General features: G+C 73.4%; 13 protein-coding genes. 8 read left to right on the forward strand and 5 right to left on the reverse strand.

Annotated features, from left to right (window positions below):
* The 5 genes from ACIRJT_RS20540 to ACIRJT_RS20560 are packed head-to-tail and all read left to right on the forward strand — an operon-like array spanning position 1 to position 6120.
* Positions 1–3306, forward strand: coding sequence for a nitrate- and nitrite sensing domain-containing protein (locus tag ACIRJT_RS20540; RefSeq protein WP_403911555.1), 3306 nt, complete (start codon positions 1–3; stop codon positions 3304–3306).
* Positions 3303–3782, forward strand: a complete 480-nt coding sequence (locus tag ACIRJT_RS20545) for a roadblock/LC7 domain-containing protein (RefSeq protein WP_403911131.1) — start codon at positions 3303–3305, stop codon at positions 3780–3782. The genes ACIRJT_RS20540 and ACIRJT_RS20545 overlap by 4 nt, the downstream gene beginning before the upstream one ends.
* Positions 3779–4195: a DUF742 domain-containing protein gene (locus ACIRJT_RS20550; RefSeq protein WP_403911132.1), complete on the forward strand. Its 417-nt coding sequence runs from the start codon at positions 3779–3781 to the stop codon at positions 4193–4195. The genes ACIRJT_RS20545 and ACIRJT_RS20550 overlap by 4 nt, the downstream gene beginning before the upstream one ends.
* Entirely contained in the window at positions 4176–4826 is a 651-nt protein-coding gene (locus tag ACIRJT_RS20555) for an ATP/GTP-binding protein (protein WP_050360430.1), read from the forward strand. The genes ACIRJT_RS20550 and ACIRJT_RS20555 overlap by 20 nt, the downstream gene beginning before the upstream one ends.
* A 58-nt stretch (positions 4827–4884) precedes the next feature.
* A complete protein-coding gene (locus ACIRJT_RS20560; RefSeq protein WP_403911134.1) occupies positions 4885–6120 on the forward strand; it encodes a styrene monooxygenase/indole monooxygenase family protein in 1236 nt (411 codons plus the stop codon).
* Positions 6121–6190: 70 nt separating this feature from the next.
* Here ACIRJT_RS20560 and ACIRJT_RS20565 read toward each other — a convergent pair whose 3' ends face one another.
* The 5 genes from ACIRJT_RS20565 to ACIRJT_RS20585 all read right to left on the reverse strand — a co-directional run bounded on the left by ACIRJT_RS20565 (position 6191) and on the right by ACIRJT_RS20585 (position 12810).
* Positions 6191–7555 carry a C40 family peptidase gene (locus ACIRJT_RS20565; RefSeq protein ID WP_403911135.1) on the reverse strand — a complete coding sequence of 455 codons (1365 nt, stop codon included), beginning with the start codon at positions 7553–7555 and terminating at the stop codon, positions 6191–6193.
* 171 nt (positions 7556–7726) lie between these two features.
* Positions 7727–10651 carry a PQQ-binding-like beta-propeller repeat protein gene (locus ACIRJT_RS20570; protein ID WP_403911136.1) on the reverse strand — a complete coding sequence of 975 codons (2925 nt, stop codon included), beginning with the start codon at positions 10649–10651 and terminating at the stop codon, positions 7727–7729.
* Between the two features lie 104 nt (positions 10652–10755).
* A complete protein-coding gene (locus tag ACIRJT_RS20575) occupies positions 10756–11043 on the reverse strand; it encodes a hypothetical protein (protein WP_403911138.1) in 288 nt (95 codons plus the stop codon).
* 4 nt (positions 11044–11047) lie between these two features.
* Positions 11048–11824 (reverse strand): TetR/AcrR family transcriptional regulator, encoded by a 777-nt coding sequence (locus tag ACIRJT_RS20580; protein ID WP_403911140.1) that lies wholly within the window; start codon positions 11822–11824, stop codon positions 11048–11050.
* Between the two features lie 50 nt (positions 11825–11874).
* Positions 11875–12810: a diiron oxygenase gene (locus tag ACIRJT_RS20585; RefSeq protein WP_403911142.1), complete on the reverse strand. Its 936-nt coding sequence runs from the start codon at positions 12808–12810 to the stop codon at positions 11875–11877.
* Between the two features lie 247 nt (positions 12811–13057).
* Here ACIRJT_RS20585 and ACIRJT_RS20590 point away from each other — a divergent pair, with 247 nt between their 5' ends.
* The 3 genes from ACIRJT_RS20590 to ACIRJT_RS20600 all read left to right on the forward strand — a co-directional run bounded on the left by ACIRJT_RS20590 (position 13058) and on the right by ACIRJT_RS20600 (position 16298).
* Entirely contained in the window at positions 13058–14170 is a 1113-nt protein-coding gene (locus ACIRJT_RS20590; protein WP_403911144.1) for a ferritin-like domain-containing protein, read from the forward strand.
* Between the two features lie 225 nt (positions 14171–14395).
* On the forward strand, positions 14396–15295 hold the full coding sequence (locus ACIRJT_RS20595; RefSeq protein WP_403911146.1) for an ADP-ribosylglycohydrolase family protein: 900 nt from the start codon (positions 14396–14398) through the stop codon (positions 15293–15295).
* Between the two features lie 115 nt (positions 15296–15410).
* On the forward strand, positions 15411–16298 hold the full coding sequence (locus tag ACIRJT_RS20600; RefSeq protein WP_403911148.1) for a hypothetical protein: 888 nt from the start codon (positions 15411–15413) through the stop codon (positions 16296–16298).
* Positions 16299–16315 lie beyond the last annotated feature (17 nt).

The following is a 16315-nucleotide window of genomic DNA, read 5'->3' on the forward strand; positions in this document are numbered from 1 at the left end:
GTGCAGAAGAAGCGGCCGCGGAGCAAGGGCACGACGCGCGACGGTTCCGGGGCGACGCCTCCGGCGCCCGGCGCGGACAGGCGGACCGTGCGGGTGCGCAGCCGACTGGTCGCCGGTGTCGCGGTCGTCGGCGTCATCGTCATAGCGGCGGGCGCCCCCGCAGTGCTCGGCGCCTCCACCGATCTGACCGAGTCCCAGCGGCTGGTCACCCTCGCCGAGCTGAACCAGCAGGCGGTCACCCTCGGGCACTCCCTCGCCGACGAGCGCGACGCCGTCACCGCGTACATCGCCGACGGCCGTGACGAGAAGGATGACGACGGCGCGAAGAACCGCACCGCCCGCACCACCCGCGTCGACCAGCAGATCGACGAGATCCACGAGGCGGCCTCCGCGGCCCTGCGTCGCGACCTCTCGACGGTTCCCTCACTGCGCCGTGAAGCGCTGACCGGCAAGGGCTCCGCCCTGGAGGCGCACCAGGCGTACTCCGACGTCATCGCCAAACTGCACGGCATCGCCGCCGAACTGGCGGAGAAGACCCCGCCGCGCGCCGCCGACGCCACCCGGGCCCCGCTCACCCTCGGCGGCGCGTCCGAACAGGCCGCCGCCACCCGCGGGCTCCTCCTCGCCGCGCTCGCCGTGCCGAGCCCCGAGCCGACCACCCGGACGGACCCCTTCACCGGGCTCCCCGTGGCGACCCGGGACGAGGGCGACACCCGGGCCGGCCGCGAACGCGACGAGCTGAGCGCCGCCGCCCAGCAGGCCCGCGTCCGGGAGCTGGCCGCGCTGGCCGACTTCGACCAGGCGGCGGACCCGGAGGCCCGCGACAAGCTCTCCGCCACCGTCACCGGATCCCAGGTCAACAACGCGGAGAAGTACCTCACCCGCCTCACCGACCGCCCCGAACTCTCGGAGGCGGAGCGCGGGATCAGCCCCAAGAAGCTGGAGGCCGCGCTCTCCGCCCGCGTCGACCGGATGCGCAGCGTCGAGTCGGCCCTGACCACCGGCCAGGTCCAGCACCTGGAGGGGATTCGCGACGACGACGTCACCGCCCTCGAACTGAGCATCGCCCTGCTCGGCGGCTGTTTCCTGCTCGCCGTCGGCGTCTCCACGGCCGTCGCCCGCACTCTCACCCAGCCGCTCGCCGTCCTGCGCATCGGCGCCGCGCGCCTCGCCGAGGACCCCGAGGGCGCCGAACAGGTCCGCTACACCGGCCGCAACGACGAGTTCGCCCAGGTCGTCCGGTCGATGAACTCCCTGCACGGCAGGCTCACCACCCTCCACCAGGACCTCGGCGGACGCGTCGAGAGCCTCACCGGCGAACGGTCCAAGCTGATCGCGGGCCGCGAGACCCTCGTCGCCCAGCGGGCCGAACTCCAGACACGGGCCGCCGAGCTGGCCACCCAGCTGGAACAGCTGCGGAACACGGTCAACCACACCTTCGTCAACCTCTCCCTGCGCACCCTCGGGCTGGTCGAGCGGCAGCTCGGCGTCATCGAGGGCCTGGAGGAGCGTGAGCAGGACCCGGAGCGCCTGGCCACCCTGTTCAAGCTCGACCACATGGCCACGGTCATGCGCCGGCACAGCGAGAACATGCTCGTCCTCGCGGGCGCCGAGCACGGCCACGGCCACGCCGGGCCGATCCCGCTGGTCGACGTGGCGCGCGCTGCCGTCAGCGAGATCGAGCGGTACGAGCGGGTCACCATCCAGTCCCTGCCGCCGCACGCCCAGATCGCCGGGTTCGCCGCCGACGACCTCAGCCACCTCCTCGCCGAACTCCTGGAGAACGCGACCTCCTTCTCGCCGCCCGACTCCCACGTCGAGCTGTCCGGCTGGCTGCTGGAGAGCGGCGAGGTGATGCTCTCGGTGTCGGACGCGGGCATCGGCATGTCGACGGTCCGGATGGGCGAGCTCAATGCCAGGCTGGCCGACCCGGCCTCGTTCGAGCCGGGGGAGCGGCACATCGACATGACCGGGGCCGGACTCGGCCTCCAGGTCACGTCGTTGCTGGCCGCCCGGCACGGTGTACGGGTCCAGCTGCGCGAGCAGAAGGGGAGTGGTGTGACGGCCGTCGTCGTCCTGCCGAGCGCTCTGCTTCCCAACTCCCTGCCCGCCTCCTCGCCGCCCGCCGTGCAGCTGCCCGGTGAAGCGCCCACGCTCAACCTGCCGGGCTCGGTGGCGGAGGCGAACTCCAACGCTCTGCCCAGCCGGTCGCCGCTCCCGCTCGCGGCGCCCGTGACCGGGGAGCCCGCCGAAGCGGAGCCCACCGCGACCCCGGCACCGACTCCGGCCCAGGCCCAGGTACCGGCACCGGAGCCCGAGCCCGAGCCCGAGGCCGTGTCGGACCCCGGGGCGGAGAACGCCCCCGAGGCGGCCGTCGAGCCCCTGCCCGCCGTCGACCCGCTGATCGTCGCCGCCGAGCGGACCATCCGCGAGAACGCGATCCAGGAGACGGCGAGCCAGAAGGCGGCAGCCGAGAACGCGGCGCTCGACGAGGCCCCGGAGGCGACCGCCGTACCGCCGGGGGAGCAGGAGCAGGAACAGGAGCGGGAGCAGGACGCGCGGCAGCCGGTCGCGGAACACGGGACCGGGTCCGAAGCCGGGGCCGAAGCGGAATCCGGGGCCGGGACCGAATCCGGAACCGAATCCGGAACCGAATCCGAGTCGGACTCCGAGATCACCCTGCAGGTCCGGCTCCCGAAGCCTCCCCCGGCCCCGGCCGACCCCGTGGCCCCCGACGCCCCGGCGGCAGGCGACACCCCGGCCGTTCCGGCCACCGCCGACCCGTACGCGATCGGCCCCGACCGCCATGAGCGCCCGGCCGAGACCGGCCCGGAAGACCAAGGCCCGGACGGGCCCTCGTTCCGCCCCGCGCCCCACGCCGAAGCGGCCGCGGCCCCCGCCGAAACGGTCCCCGGCCCCCGCCGGCCCGAGGCCGGACGGATCACGGACAAGGGGCTGCCGAAGCGCACCCCCAAGGTGGTCCGGCCCGACGCGACCCCCGCCGCCGGGCGCACCGGCAGCCTCGACCGGGACGCCCTGCGCCGCCGCCTCGGCAGCTTCCACCAGGCGGCGAAGGAGGGCCGGCGCGACGTCGAGGCGGAGATCGCCGGGAGCGGCGGCATCACCGTCGCCGGCCCCGGGGGCGTACCCGACGGGCGTACGGGGCACGAGAGCACCACCGCACACGCCACAGGCGCCGCACAGGACGCACGTGACGCAAGGACCGCACGGGCCGCCGAGACCGGCGGCCGGGCGGACGGCCGGAACGAAGAGACGGGGGACACAGTCGAGGAGGCACGCAGTTGACTGCGCCCAGCACATTCGGGCTGAGTACCGAAGCCCGGAACCTTCACTGGTTGCTGAGCAATCTCGTGGAGGAGGTGCCAGGGGTCCACTCCGTCACCGTCGTCTCGTCCGACGGCCTGATGCTGCTCTCCTCCGACCCCGGCCATCACGGCCCGAAGCCGGCCGGACCGTCGGACGGCCCCAAGGGATCCAGCGCCGACCTGGCCACGATCGTCTCCGGCATCGGTTCGCTGACGGTAGGAGCGGCCAAGCTGATGGACGGGGGCGGCGTCAAACAGACGATGGTCGCCATGGACGAGGGCAGCGTCTTCGTCATGTCGATCAGCGACGGCTCCCTCCTCGGCGTCCACGCCACCCCGGACTGCGACATGAGCATCGTCGCCTACCACATGGCCCTCTTCGTCGGCCGGGCCGGACACGTACTCACCCCCGAACTCCGCAGTGAGCTGCGCACATCGATGGAGAGCGCCCTGTGACCACCGCCGCCGCAGAACCCGCCCCCCGGCTCCCCCTCCGCGGGGCGGACAAACGCCCCGCCCGGGTCCGCCCGTACTCCCTCACCGGCGGTCGCACCCGGTTCGGGCACGTCCTGCTGGTCGAGACGTTCGTCGCGGCCCTCGAAGCACCCGACGAGCGCCGCGAACTCACCAACGGCAACCTCGCCTCGCGGGTCATGCCGGAGCTCCGGGCCATCGTCGAAATCTGCCGCCGGATGCGTACGGTCGCGGAGATCTCGGCCCTGTTGAAGATGCCGCTCGGAGTCGTCCGGGTGCTGCTCAGCGATTTGGCCGACCAGGGAAAGATCCGCGTGTACGGAACCGGCCACGGCACCGGCCAGCCCGACCGCGCACTGCTCGAAAGGGTGCTCAATGGACTCCGCCGTCTCTGAGGCGCCGCTCTTCGCCCCGCGCCAGCCGGGGCCCCGGGAACAGGCCGAGGAGTCCCTCCAGGCCTGGCAGCTCGACCACACCCGCGCGCCCACCGCCACCAAGATCGTGGTGGCGGGCGGATTCGGCGTCGGCAAGACGACGTTCGTCGGCTCGGTCTCCGAGATCACACCGCTCCAGACCGAAGCGCTGATGACCCAGGCCAGCGAGGAGACCGACGACCTCTCCGCGACGCCCGAGAAGACCACCACCACCGTGGCCATGGACTTCGGCCGGCTCACGCTGGAGGACGACCTCGTCCTGTACGTGTTCGGCACCCCGGGCCAGCAGCGCTTCTGGTTCATGTGGGACGACCTGGTGCGCGGGGCGATCGGCGCGGTCGTCCTCGCCGACACCCGGCGGCTGGAGGACTGCTTCCCCGCGCTCGACTACTTCGAGAGCTGCGGGCTGCCGTACATCGTGGCCGTCAACCACTTCGAGGGGACGCCCGGTTACGAGGCGGAGGACGTCAGGGAGGCCCTGACCGTACCCCCGCAGGTCCCGATAGTGATCATGGACGCTCGTAACAGGATCACGGTCGTCGAGTCGCTGCTCGCCCTGGTGGGCCACGCTCTCGACGCCACCCCCGCCTAGGCCCTGTCGGGGTGGCCCCCCTGGACCTCCTCGAAATCAGAGACAACGGAGAGCCGCGATGCGGAAGATACTCATAGTCGGAGCCGGCCAGTCCGGGCTCCAGCTCGCCCTGGGCCTGCAGTCCAGAGGCTACGAAGTCACCCTGATGTCCAACCGCACGGCGGACGAGATCCGCACCGGCCGGGTCATGTCGACGCAGTGCATGTTCCACACCGCGCTCCAGCACGAGCGGGACTACCAGCTGAACTTCTGGGAGTCCCAGGCCCCGAGGATCGAGGGCCTCGGCGTCTCCGTCGCCGCCCCCGACTCCTCGCGCGCCGTCGACTGGGTCGGCAAGCTGGACGGCTTCGCCCAGTCCGTCGACCAGCGCGTGAAGATGGCCGGCTGGATGGAGACCTTCGCCCAGCGCGGCGGCCAGCTCGTCATCCACGGGGCCGCGGTCTCCGACCTGGACTACTTCTCCCGCACCTACGACCTGGTGATGGTCTCGGCCGGCAAGGGCGAGCTGGTCTCCATGTTCGGCCGGGACGCGGCCCGTTCGCCGTTCGACGCCCCGCAGCGCGCGCTGGCCGTCGCCTACGTCCACGGCATGGGCCCGCGCCCCGAGCACCCGGAGTTCGACGCGGTCCGCTGCAACCTGGTGCCGGGTGTCGGCGAGCTGTTCGTGATGCCGACGCTCACCACCTCCGGCCGCGCCGACATCCTCTTCTGGGAGGGCGTCCCGGGCGGACCGCTGGACGCGTTCCAGGGCATCAAGGACCCCTCCGAGCACCTGGCGAAGACGCTGGAGCTCATGGAGAGGTTCACGCCCTGGGAGTACGCCCGTGCCACCAAGGTCGAGCTGACCGACGCCAACGGCACCCTCGCCGGCCGCTACGCCCCCACGGTCCGCAAGCCGATCGGGCGGCTGCCCGGCGGCGGCCTGGTCCTCGGCGTCGCGGACGTCGTGGTGGCCAACGACCCGATCACCGGCCAGGGCTCCAACTCCGCCTCCAAGTGCGCGAACGCGTACCTGGACTCGATCATCGAGCACGGCGGGAAGGAGTTCGACGCGGAGTGGATGCAGTCCACGTTCGACCGTTACTGGGAGACCGCGCAGCACGTCACGAAGTGGACCAACGCGATGCTCGGCGCCCCGCCGGAGCACGTGCTGAACCTGATCGGCGCCGCAGGCCGGCTCCAGCCCGCCGCGGACCGCTTCGCCAACGGGTTCAACAACCCGGCGGACTTCGAGAACTTCTTCTACGAGCCCGAGAAGACGAACGCCTACCTGTCCTCGCTCACCGGCGCCTGACCGCCCCTCCACCGCTTCGGCGGCCGGACCCGCACCGCCGGTCCGGCCGCCGAGCTCTGTCCGTACCGGTCTACGGGGCGTCCGGCGCCGCGTCCGTGCCGTAACCGGTGTCCGCGCCGTCGCGTGCGCCCTCGGGCAGCTCCGGGAGCGTGTACGCGGACAGCGGGGTGCCGCCGGGGTCGGGCCGGACGGCGCCCAGCAGCGGGTTCGACGCCAGCGGTGAGACCTTGACCTTCGATCCGGGGCGGGGGGCCTGCACCACCAGGCCGTTGCCGATGTACAGCGCCACGTGGGTCGCCTTCGGGAAGTAGATCACCAGGTCACCGGGGCGCAGGGCGGAGACCGGCACCTTCGGGAGCCGCTTCCACTGTTCCTGCGAGGTGCGCGGGATCGTCCGCCCCGCCGCCGACCAGGCCCGGGAGGTGAGCCCGGAGCAGTCGAAGGAATCGGGCCCCTCGGCCCCCCACACGTACGGTTTGCCGATCTGCCGGACCGCGTACGCGACGGCGTCGCCGCCCTGCCGGGTGGGCGGCCGGGCGGAGCTGAGCGCTCCGGAAGCCACCAGGTCGCGCTGCGCCTCGGCCACGCCCCGCTGTTCGAGACCGGCCAGCTGGGCCAGCTGCTCCTCGGAGAGCGTCGCGAGCAGCCCCTCGATCTCCTTGAGCTCGCCGCGCACGGCGTCGCGCTGCTTCTTCTGCCGGTCGGCCAGCTTCTTCTGCTGGTCCAGCGCCTTGCGGGCGGCGGCGGCCAGCCGGTCGGTCCGCCGGGCGTCGCCGGTCAGCCGGTCGACCGTGGCCGCGCGGTTCGCGGCCAGCCGCTCCACGACATGGGTCTGGTCCAGGGCCCGCAGGGGGTCGCGGGACAGCAGCAGCCGGAGGTACGCGGAGAACTCGGTACGCCCCCGGTACTGCTCCCGGGCCAGCCGCCCCGCGTCCCCGCGGCTCAGTTCCAGCGCGGACCGCGCCTTCGCCAGGTCCGCGTTCACCTTCTTCACCTGTGCGGTCCGCTGCTTCAGCTTCTCGGCGGTGGCGTTGTAGGTCTCGCTCGCCTCCTCCGCCGCCTGGTAGCGGGCCCGCAGCTCGCGCAGCAGGGCCGCGACGCTCCTGGTCGCCCCGGGCGCACCGAGGGCGGTCCCGGCGTCGACCTCCGCGGCGTCCACCCCGCCGGAGTCCTCCACCTCGTCCGGATCGTCCGCGCCGGAGGACTCCTCCGCCGCGTCCGGGTCGGCTCTGTCGGAGGGCTCATCCTCGGTGCCCTCCGCGCCCTCGCCGGCCTCCGCGTCGGTGGGGGCCGCCCCCGCGGTCTCCTCGGCGAGCGGTACGGATTCCCCGGACGGTACGGGGCCCGGCCCGGCCGACGAGGCGGTGGCGGGGGAGACCGTGAGCGCCGCCGCCAGCGCGGTCGTGCAGACCGCGCGCAGGAGTCTGCCTGACACGACACCACCTCCGTGACGGAGACGTAGCCCGGCTACGGGCTCGTCCATAAATGGGCGAATCCGATCATCCGGTCACGTGGTGTCAGGTGATGCAAGCACCGGTCGGCGCGCCGTCCGGGGGACCCCCCGGACGGCGGTGGTGATGGTGAAAAGAGGCGGGCGGGCAGGGCCTCAGGCCACCGGGAAGCCGTAGAAGGCCCTGTCCCGCTGGACGACGACGATCTCCCCGGCGGCGAGCGTCCGGTACGCCGTGCTCACCGTCGCCCCCTTCGGATCGGCCGACCCGATGTCCTGGAACTTCCACAGACGTTCGCCGTCGGCCGCCGAGAACGCCGTGACCTGGACGGCGTCGGAGGCGATCAGAGTCTTCTCGCTGCCGCTGAGAGTGAGCGACGGGGCGTTCCCGATGCCCGGCACCTCCGTGGAGCGCCGCCACACGAGCCGGCCGCTCTCCCGTTCCACCGCGCCGACCAGCCGACTGCGCTCGGTGGTGTGGAGCAGGGGCCCGGCGACCAGCGGGGTGCCGAACACCGAGCCGTCGCTGCCCTCGACGCGCCACAGCGGCTTCGTCGTGTCCGCCTCGAAGGCCTGGAGGCCGTTGCCGACCGCCGCGTACAGCGATCCGTCCTCGTCGGCCGCGGTGGCGGCCTCGGGGGAGGCCGCGCCGTACTGCTCGGTCCACAGCAGCTTGCCGGTCTTCTGGTCGAACGAGCGGACGGAGCCCTTCTTCTTGGCCGCCTTGACCTCGGCCGCCGTCAGGCTGGCCGCGTCCTGTCGTACGAGGACGTCGGCGGAGCGTTCCACGACCACCCGGTAGGCGGGGGTGCCCGGGGCGCGGCCCGCGGGCACGGCAGTCCGCCACAACTCCTTGCGCTGCACGATGTCGTACGCGAAGAAGTAGGCCCGGACGGCCTCCTTGTCCTTGCCCTTCTTCTTGCCCTTCTTCGGCTTCGGGGCCTTCACCGTGACCGTGTGCGAACCGGTGAACCAGATGACCGGCCCGGAACTCCCGGCCAGCCGCCCGACGTCGAGGCCCGGCAGGTCGGCGAAGGCGTCCGTGTAGCGATCGCGGTGCACGACCTTGCCGTTCTTCGGCGACAGCCACAGGAACTCCGTCGGGCTCGCCAAGAAGACCAGCTCGGCGCCCGCCGCCGGCGCGGCCTGCCCCTTCGCCCCGTCCGCGCGCTGCCACAGCCGCTTGCCGGTGCGCAGGTCCACGGCGCTCGCCTGGCTCTCGCTGGTCACCACGAGGAGCTTGTCGCCCCAGACGGCGGTCGTGAGCGGGGACGATTCGGAGGCCGGGTGCGCGTAGGTCCAGCGCGGCTCGGGGGGCTGCCCGGGGAGCGTGCGGCGGGGCTTCGGCGCGGGCTTGTCGTCCGTCGCCACGGCGGTGTCCCCGGACCCGAGTGCGGCCACCGAACCGCCGCCGACGACCAGCCCGCCGACGGCCGCCGCCGCGACGGTCAGCAGGGTCCGGCGGCTCGCGGCGGGGTCGGGCGCCGGCGCCGGCGCGGGAGGCAGTGGCAACGACACCATCGGGCCCCCGCCCGCGCCGCCGGGTCCGCCGGGTCCGGCAGGGAGCGCCGCCGCGGGGTACGGGGCGGGCCCGCCGTGCGGATGGCCCGGCCGCTGCTGCGGGGCGGCGGGCGTGAAGGGTGCGGTGGACGCGGCGGGTGCGGCGGGCAGGGCGGGCGGCAGCGGGTACATCGCCGGGGGCGCGGTGAGCTCGTGCGGGAGGGAGAGCTGCGTCGTCGGGCGGTCGTTGTGCGGCGGCCGCGGCCCGGTGTTGAGGAACCGGGTGGTGCCCCGGTCCTCCCCGATGTCCCCGTCGCCCGAGGAGACCGGTGCGGCGACGGGCTCATCGGGTGCGGGTGCGGGTGCGGGCGCGTCGATCGGTCGGGCGTCCTCAGGTCGGGCGTCTTCCGGCTCCCGGGTCGCGGGGCTCCGTGCGGGCTCCGGGGCCGCGGAGGTCGCCACCGGCGCGGCGGGCGCGTCCACCGACGGCGCGCTTGCCGGCCGGGCGTCCTCGGGCTCCTGGATCGCCGGTCCTTCCCCGGGCTCCGGGGCCGCCGCGACAGGAGCCAGGGCCTCCTCCGGAGTCTGCCGGTCCTTCCCCAGCGCCTCCGCGCTCTCCTCCGGCGCCTCCGCGTCCTCCTCCGGCGCCTCCGCGCTCTCCTCCGGTGCCTCCAGGGCCAGGACCCGCGCTTCCTGGTCCGCGACCGCCGCCGCGAGCCGTTCGGGGAGCCAGCCGCCCCGCGCGAGGCCCGCCGCGCCCTCCAGGGCCAGTTCGGCGGCGACCGTGCCGGCGGTGGGCCGCTCGGCCGGGTCCTTCGCCAGGCAGTTCGTGATCAGCTCGCGCAACGCCTCGGGTACGGCGTCGAGTTCGGGCTCGTCCCCGGCGATCCGGCGGGCGGCCTCCTCGGCCGGGCCCTCCGTGAACGGGGTCGTCCCGGTCGCCGCGTAGGCCAGCAGCAGCCCCAGCACGAACACGTCGGAGGCGGCGGAGACCTCCTTGCCCTCGATCTGCTCGGGCGTCAGATAGCCGAGCCGTACCGAGAGCTGGCCGCCCGGCCGCGCCTGCGCCGACGCGGCCGCGCCCAGCGGGCCGAAGGCGGTGAGGCGGGGGCCGTCGGCGGCCAGCAGCACCGTGCCGGGGGCCAGCCCCTGGAGCACGGAACCGGCGGCGTGCACCCGGGTGAGGATCTCGGCGATGCCCGCGCCCAGTATCCGCAGGGCCCGCTCCTCCAGCGGCCCGGCGATCCCGATCGCCTCGGCCAGCGGCAGCGCGGGGACGTAGGCCGCCGCCGTCCACAGGGGTTCCGGCCCGTCCGCCGGGGCCTCCGGCTCCTCGCCGGTCTCCAGGGGCTGGGCCACCCAGCCGCCCGCGAGGCGTTCGGCGGTGCGCGCCTCGGCCTGGAAGCGGCGGCGGTAGGCCGGTACGGCGGCCAGCTCGGGGCGCGCGGCGGTGATGAGGGCCACCTCGTCGGACGCGGTGTCCCGCGCCACGTATTGCACGGCGCTCGCGCCTTCGTGGAAGCGGGCCAGCGTGGTGAAGCGACCGAAGCGGCGTGGATCGTCCTGACGCAGCGCCTCCATGGCGCACCCCCCTTGTGACCGTCCTACGGCGACCGGGTGACCCGTCCTCCGGCGCCTGACCGTCGATCTTAGGGCCTGTGCCCCACGGGCCGTCCGCCCGCCGCTCAGTCGCGGCCCGGGGAGCTCGTGGGAGTCTTCGACCAGGGCCACTTGAGGGCGCGGTGCTCGCGGCCCCCGGGGGCGTACTCGTACACCCAGCCGCGCTGGAGCCCGAGGCGTCTGGTGTAGCCGGCCGGGACCCGCTGGTAGGCGTACACGGTGGCGGGGCCGCCGTCGGGGGAGGGCACCGGGACCTCGTACCACTTCGGCGGATGGCCGGTCGGGCCGAGCAGGATCGGCAGGACCCGGCCGTCCAGGGGGCCGCCTCGGAAAGGGGTGTTCTCGCTCTTCACCCGGTCAGTCTGACGCAGCGGCGGCGGGCAGCAGGTGCGCCGCCTCCGCGACGACCGGAATCACCCGTACCGCCAGCTGCCCGGCCGGTCCTTCGGAGGTCTCCAGGGCCAGCAGGTCGTTCACCACGGCCGCGGTCTCCGGGTCGGTGGCGGCGGTCGCGGCGAGCAGGGCGATCAGATGGTCGACCAGCCAGCCGCGCAGCTCGGCCGCGGCGGGTCGCTTCCCGTCGTCCAGCCAGATCAGGGAGGCCGCCTCGACGGCGGCGATCCAACTGCGCACCATCATCCGCAGTCGCGGCCCGGCGGGCTGCTCCCCGGCCTCGCCCATCCGCCCGAGGTGGCGCAGGATCTCGTCCGCCGCCGCCCGTCGCACCCCGTCCACGATCGTCGTCGTGCGGGAGGTCTCCACGACGCTGCCGCCGCGCAGCAGGGCGCTGAACCCGGTGTCGTGCTCGTCGACGAAGCGCAGATAGCGGTCCAGCACCCGGGCGACCCGCTCGGTGGGCGGGCCGACCGGCGGCTCGGTGAAGCACAGCGTCAGCTCGTCCGCCGCCGAGCCGAGCGCGGCCTCGTACAACTGCTGCCGACCGCCCGGGAAGTAGCGGTAGACCAGCGGCCGGGACACCCCGGCCGCCACCGCCACCTCGTCGAGCGAGACCTCGTCGGGCGCCCGGTGGGCGAAGAGGCCGAGTGCGGCGAGCAGCAGCTGGGCGCGGCGCTCCTCGACGCTGAGCCTGCGGTACGTCGCCCGGGGCGGCGGGACTGCGGCGGTGGAGGTCATGCCACCGACCCTAAGGCCACCGGGGACCGCACCTCCCGTCCGCAGGGCTTTCAGGCCAGCAGACCGGAGCTGCGCCACAGCCGGCGGCCGACGCCGTTCAGCAGGCCGATGTCGTCGAAGAAGTCGGTCAGCCGTTTCGCGCCGGACTGCATCACCTCGGCGCGGTGGCCACTCGCCTTCACCTGGGCGACGGCCTCCCGGCGGTCCAGGCCGACGTTCTCGTACACCTGCGGGTTCACGAAGCAGATGGAGAAGACCCGGGCCGCCTCGCCGCAGCTGACCTTGGTGAGCTCCCGCTCCCAGCGCGGGGCGGTCACCATCTGGCGGCGCAGCTCCTCGCGGGCGTACCGGACGTGCCGGGCCTCCTCGATCACATGGATCCGGGTCACCCCGCGTACCAGGGTCTGCACGCGGTCGTCCGGGAAGGTCAGGCGCTGCATCCAGTCGAGGATCTCCTCGCCGAGCAGGGTCGCGGCGAACGAACCGGGGGTGGTGGAGACGGTCTTCAGGACCCGCGCGAGGTTGTGGTAGACGCGCGGCACCGGATACGCCGGGGCGCCGCCCCAGTCGATCATGCGGCCGAACATCATCGAGTGCCGGCACTCGTCGGCTATCTCCGTGAGCGCGTAGCGGACGTGATTGCTGGTCACCGGCTTGTCGTAGACGTGCCGGACCAGCAGCTGCATCAGGATGATCTCGAACCAGATGCCGAGCGAGGCGAGCGCGGCGCCCTCGTGCCGGGAGAGGTCCAGGCGCTGCTCCTCGGACATCCGGTCCCACATCGGGGTCCCGTACAGCGAGAGCAGCTCCGGCGGCCAGAACCACCTGCCCTCCTCGACGGCCGCGTCCCAGTCCAGTTCGGTGTCGGGGTCGAAGGAGTGCTTGGCCGAGGATTCGAGCAGCCGCAGGGCGACCTGCTCGCGGTCGCGGAGCGGACCGAGTGCGTCGCGGAGCGCGGTGACATCGCGAGCGGTGACGGGCGTCATGGCGGGAGCACCTCACACGGGGGTTGCCGGAAACGGGAGTTACCGGCGGTCACCTCTTATGAGACTGCTTGTCAGCAAGGCCGTCAATCCCTTGGGTGCGACTCCGTACGACTTGTTGACCCGCCGTCTACCAACGTGTGAACCTGCCAGGGAGGCGGCCGGTGCACCTGCTCGCGCGCACTCAACTGCCGTCGGTGTCACGGAACTTGTCCATCAGGTCGAGTCAGTCGAGGCGAAGGAGCCGTCCGTGTCCACCCATGACCTCTACACCACTCCGCCCGCCGAACCGGTCTGGCAGGTCCCCGCCACCGGAGCCGCCCGTTTCAGCTGGGACTACGACGACGGCCGCGAACGCCTCCTCGCCCTCTACCAGAAGGGCAAGGACAAGCAGTGGGACGGCAACAGGCGCATCGACTGGTCGCTGGAGGTCGACCCCGCCGATCCGCTCGGCACCCCCGACGAGGCGCTCACCCTGTACGGCACCGCGCACTGGGCGAAGATGACGGAAAGGGACCGGGGCGAGCTCCGCACGCACTACACCTCCTGGCAGTTCAGCCAGTTCCTGCACGGCGAACAGGGCGCGATGGTGTGCGCGGCGCGCATCGTGGAGTCCGTCCCCGACCTGGACGCCAAGTTCTACTCCGCCACACAGGCCATGGACGAGGCCCGGCACGCCGAGATATACGGCCGCTTCCTGCACGAGAAGATCGGCATGCTCTACCCGGTCAACGACAACCTCCAGGGGCTGCTGGGCGACACCCTGCGCGACTCCCGCTGGGACATGCCCTACCTCGGGATGCAGGTGCTCATCGAAGGTCTGGCGCTGGCCGCCTTCGGGATGATCCGCGACACCACGACCAAGCCGCTGCCCAAGCAGATCCTGGCGTACGTCATGCAGGACGAGGCCCGGCACGTCGCCTTCGGGCGGATGGCCCTGCGCGACTACTACCGGCAGCTGAGCGACGCCGAACTCCGTGAGCGCGAGGAGTTCGTCATCGAGGGCTGCTACCTGATGCGCGACCGGCTCAGCGGCGTCGAGGTCCTGGAGAACTTCGGCATCGGCAAGCAGGAGGCGAAGGAGCTCTCGGAGCAATCCGAGTTCCTCCAGCTCTTCCGCAAGCTGCTGTTCAGCCGGATCGTCCCGTGCGTCAAGGACATCGGCCTGTGGGGCCCGCGGCTCCAGAAGGCGTACGTCGACATGGGCGTCCTGGAACTCGGCGACCTCGACCTCGACCTGCTGATGTCGAGGGACGAGGAGATAGCGGAGGAACTGGACCGCGAACGCTTCGCCGTCGAGGAGGGGGCCCGGGTGGCGGAGGTCGCGGAGGCGATCGAGGAAGGCGCGGCCGACGCCGCCTGAGGGGGCGCGGTACGGCGGCGGCGGCAGGACCGGTGCGGGACCCTCCCCGGGTGCGGGGCGTGGCCCCCGGTGCCGGGCGCGGCCCTCGGCCCGAGCAGGCCGAGGGGGCGGCCCGCCGTCCAGGTCGGCGCAGACCTCCTCGAAGTCCCGGGCACGAGCCGGTGCGCTGCCCCGCGGGCCGATAATGGATGTACGCCACCGGGCCCCGGCGGTCACGATGCGGGCATGACGACGAACCCGCCCGCAGCCACCGCCGCCGGACGCGCCGCCGCCCGCCGCAGCCTCGAAGCCCTCGCGCTCGGCGACGCGTTCGGGGAGCGCTGGTTCCCGCTCTTCCGCGAGCCCCGGCAGGCCGTGAACGAGATCCGGGCCCGCCGCACCCCGCCGGAGCCCCGCTGGCACTGGACCGACGACACGGCCCTGGCCCTCGCGCTGAACCGCTCCCTCGACGAGCACGGCCACGTCGACCAGGACCACCTGGCGCTCTGCTACGCCCTGGCTTTCGACGCCGACCAGGCCCGCGGCTACGGCCACGGCATGCACCTCCTGCTGCCCCGACTTCTTCAGGCCCCGGCCGACTGGCGCACCCTGGCCCCCGGGCTCTTCGAAGGCGGCAGCCTCGGCAACGGCGCGGCCATGCGGGTCGCACCGCTCGGAGCCCGGTTCCACGAGGACCTGGACCACGTCGCGTGGCAGGCCACGCTGTCGGCGGAGGTCACCCATGCCCACCCGGACGGCATCGCGGGCGCGGTCGCCGTCGCGGTGGCCGCGGCGCTCTCGGCGCGCGGCGAACTGACGCTGGACGCGGTGGCGGACCGCACGCCCGACGGGCCGGTACGCGACGGAGTGCGGCGCGCCGCGCGGACGCCGTTCACCACGGAGCCGTGGAAGGCCGCGGACCTCCTCGGCAACGGACAGCGCATCCGGGCCGACGACACCGTGCCCTTCGCGCTGTGGACCGCGACCCGCCACGGGGACGACCTGGAGGCGGCGCTCTGGGCGACCGCGGAGGGCCTCGGCGACGTCGACACCACGTGCGCCATCACCGGGGGCGTGGTCGGGGCGGCGACGGGGACGGCGGGTGCGCCGGAGGGCTGGCTGCGCAGGCGCGAGCCGTTGGGGTGAGGCGACGGCCCTGGGCGGCGCGAGGGCTCCGGCCGCTCGGGGCCGATGCTCTCGACCTGGTACCGATGTCGGACACGTCGAAATTCCGTTCGCAAACGTGTCGTACGGTGAGCGCATGACCACCCCGCCGCACCCGCCGCAGGGCCCGTACGGGCCGCCGTCCCCGCAGAACCCCTACGGCCAGAACCCCTATGGAGCGCCGCCCACCGCGCCGGGCTCCGCGCCGCAACAGCCCTACGGCTACCCGCAGCAGCCCCCGGCGCCGCCCCAGCAGGGCGGCTGGGGTCAGCCCGGCTGGGGGCAGCAGCCCGGCATACCCGGCGGGGGCGGTCCCGGCGCGGCCGGGTGGCCGCCCCAGGGGCCGCAGCCGCCGCGGAAGAAGCGGGCCGTACTGGTCGTCGGGATCGTGGCCGGCGCGGTGCTGGCGGCGGGCGGAATCACCTACGGTGTCTCCCAGCTGTTCGGGAAGGCCACCGACGCGGCGTTCCCGGAGGCGGAGTACGAGCTCGTCCTGCAACAGGAGTTGATGGACGGCGAGTTCACCCTGGCCCAGGACCTGTCGTCGGGCGAGGGCAAGAAGATCGAGGACATGTACGACCCCACCGTCCGGGACGCGAAGGCGGTCGTCGGCCAGTACAGCTCGGCCAAGGGCGGAGCCCTGGTGATCTCCGGGATGTACGGGCGGTTCACCAAGCCGGAGGCCATGCCCGGCAAGATGATGAAGGGCGGGGCCGAAGGGAAGGGCGCGACCGTCGCCGTCCCCCCGAAGGAGTTCACCCCCGCCGGTCACGACATCACGCTGAAGTGCCAGGTGCTCCAGTCGAACCAGAACGGCGTCAGGGCGAACATCCCGATGTGCGCCTGGGGCGACGACAACACCGGGGCGTCCGTGGGGATCATCCGTCCCGAGACGGCCCTCGAGGACCCTGCGGCGATCGACCTGGAGGCGGCCGCGGTCGAGACCGCCGAGATCCGCGAGGAGATCCGCCGGCCGATCGGCTGACCCGTCGCGGTCCGGGT

The sequence above is a fragment of the Streptomyces sp. NPDC102283 genome (assembly GCF_044766265.1).
GTDB lineage: Bacteria > Actinomycetota > Actinomycetes > Streptomycetales > Streptomycetaceae > Streptomyces.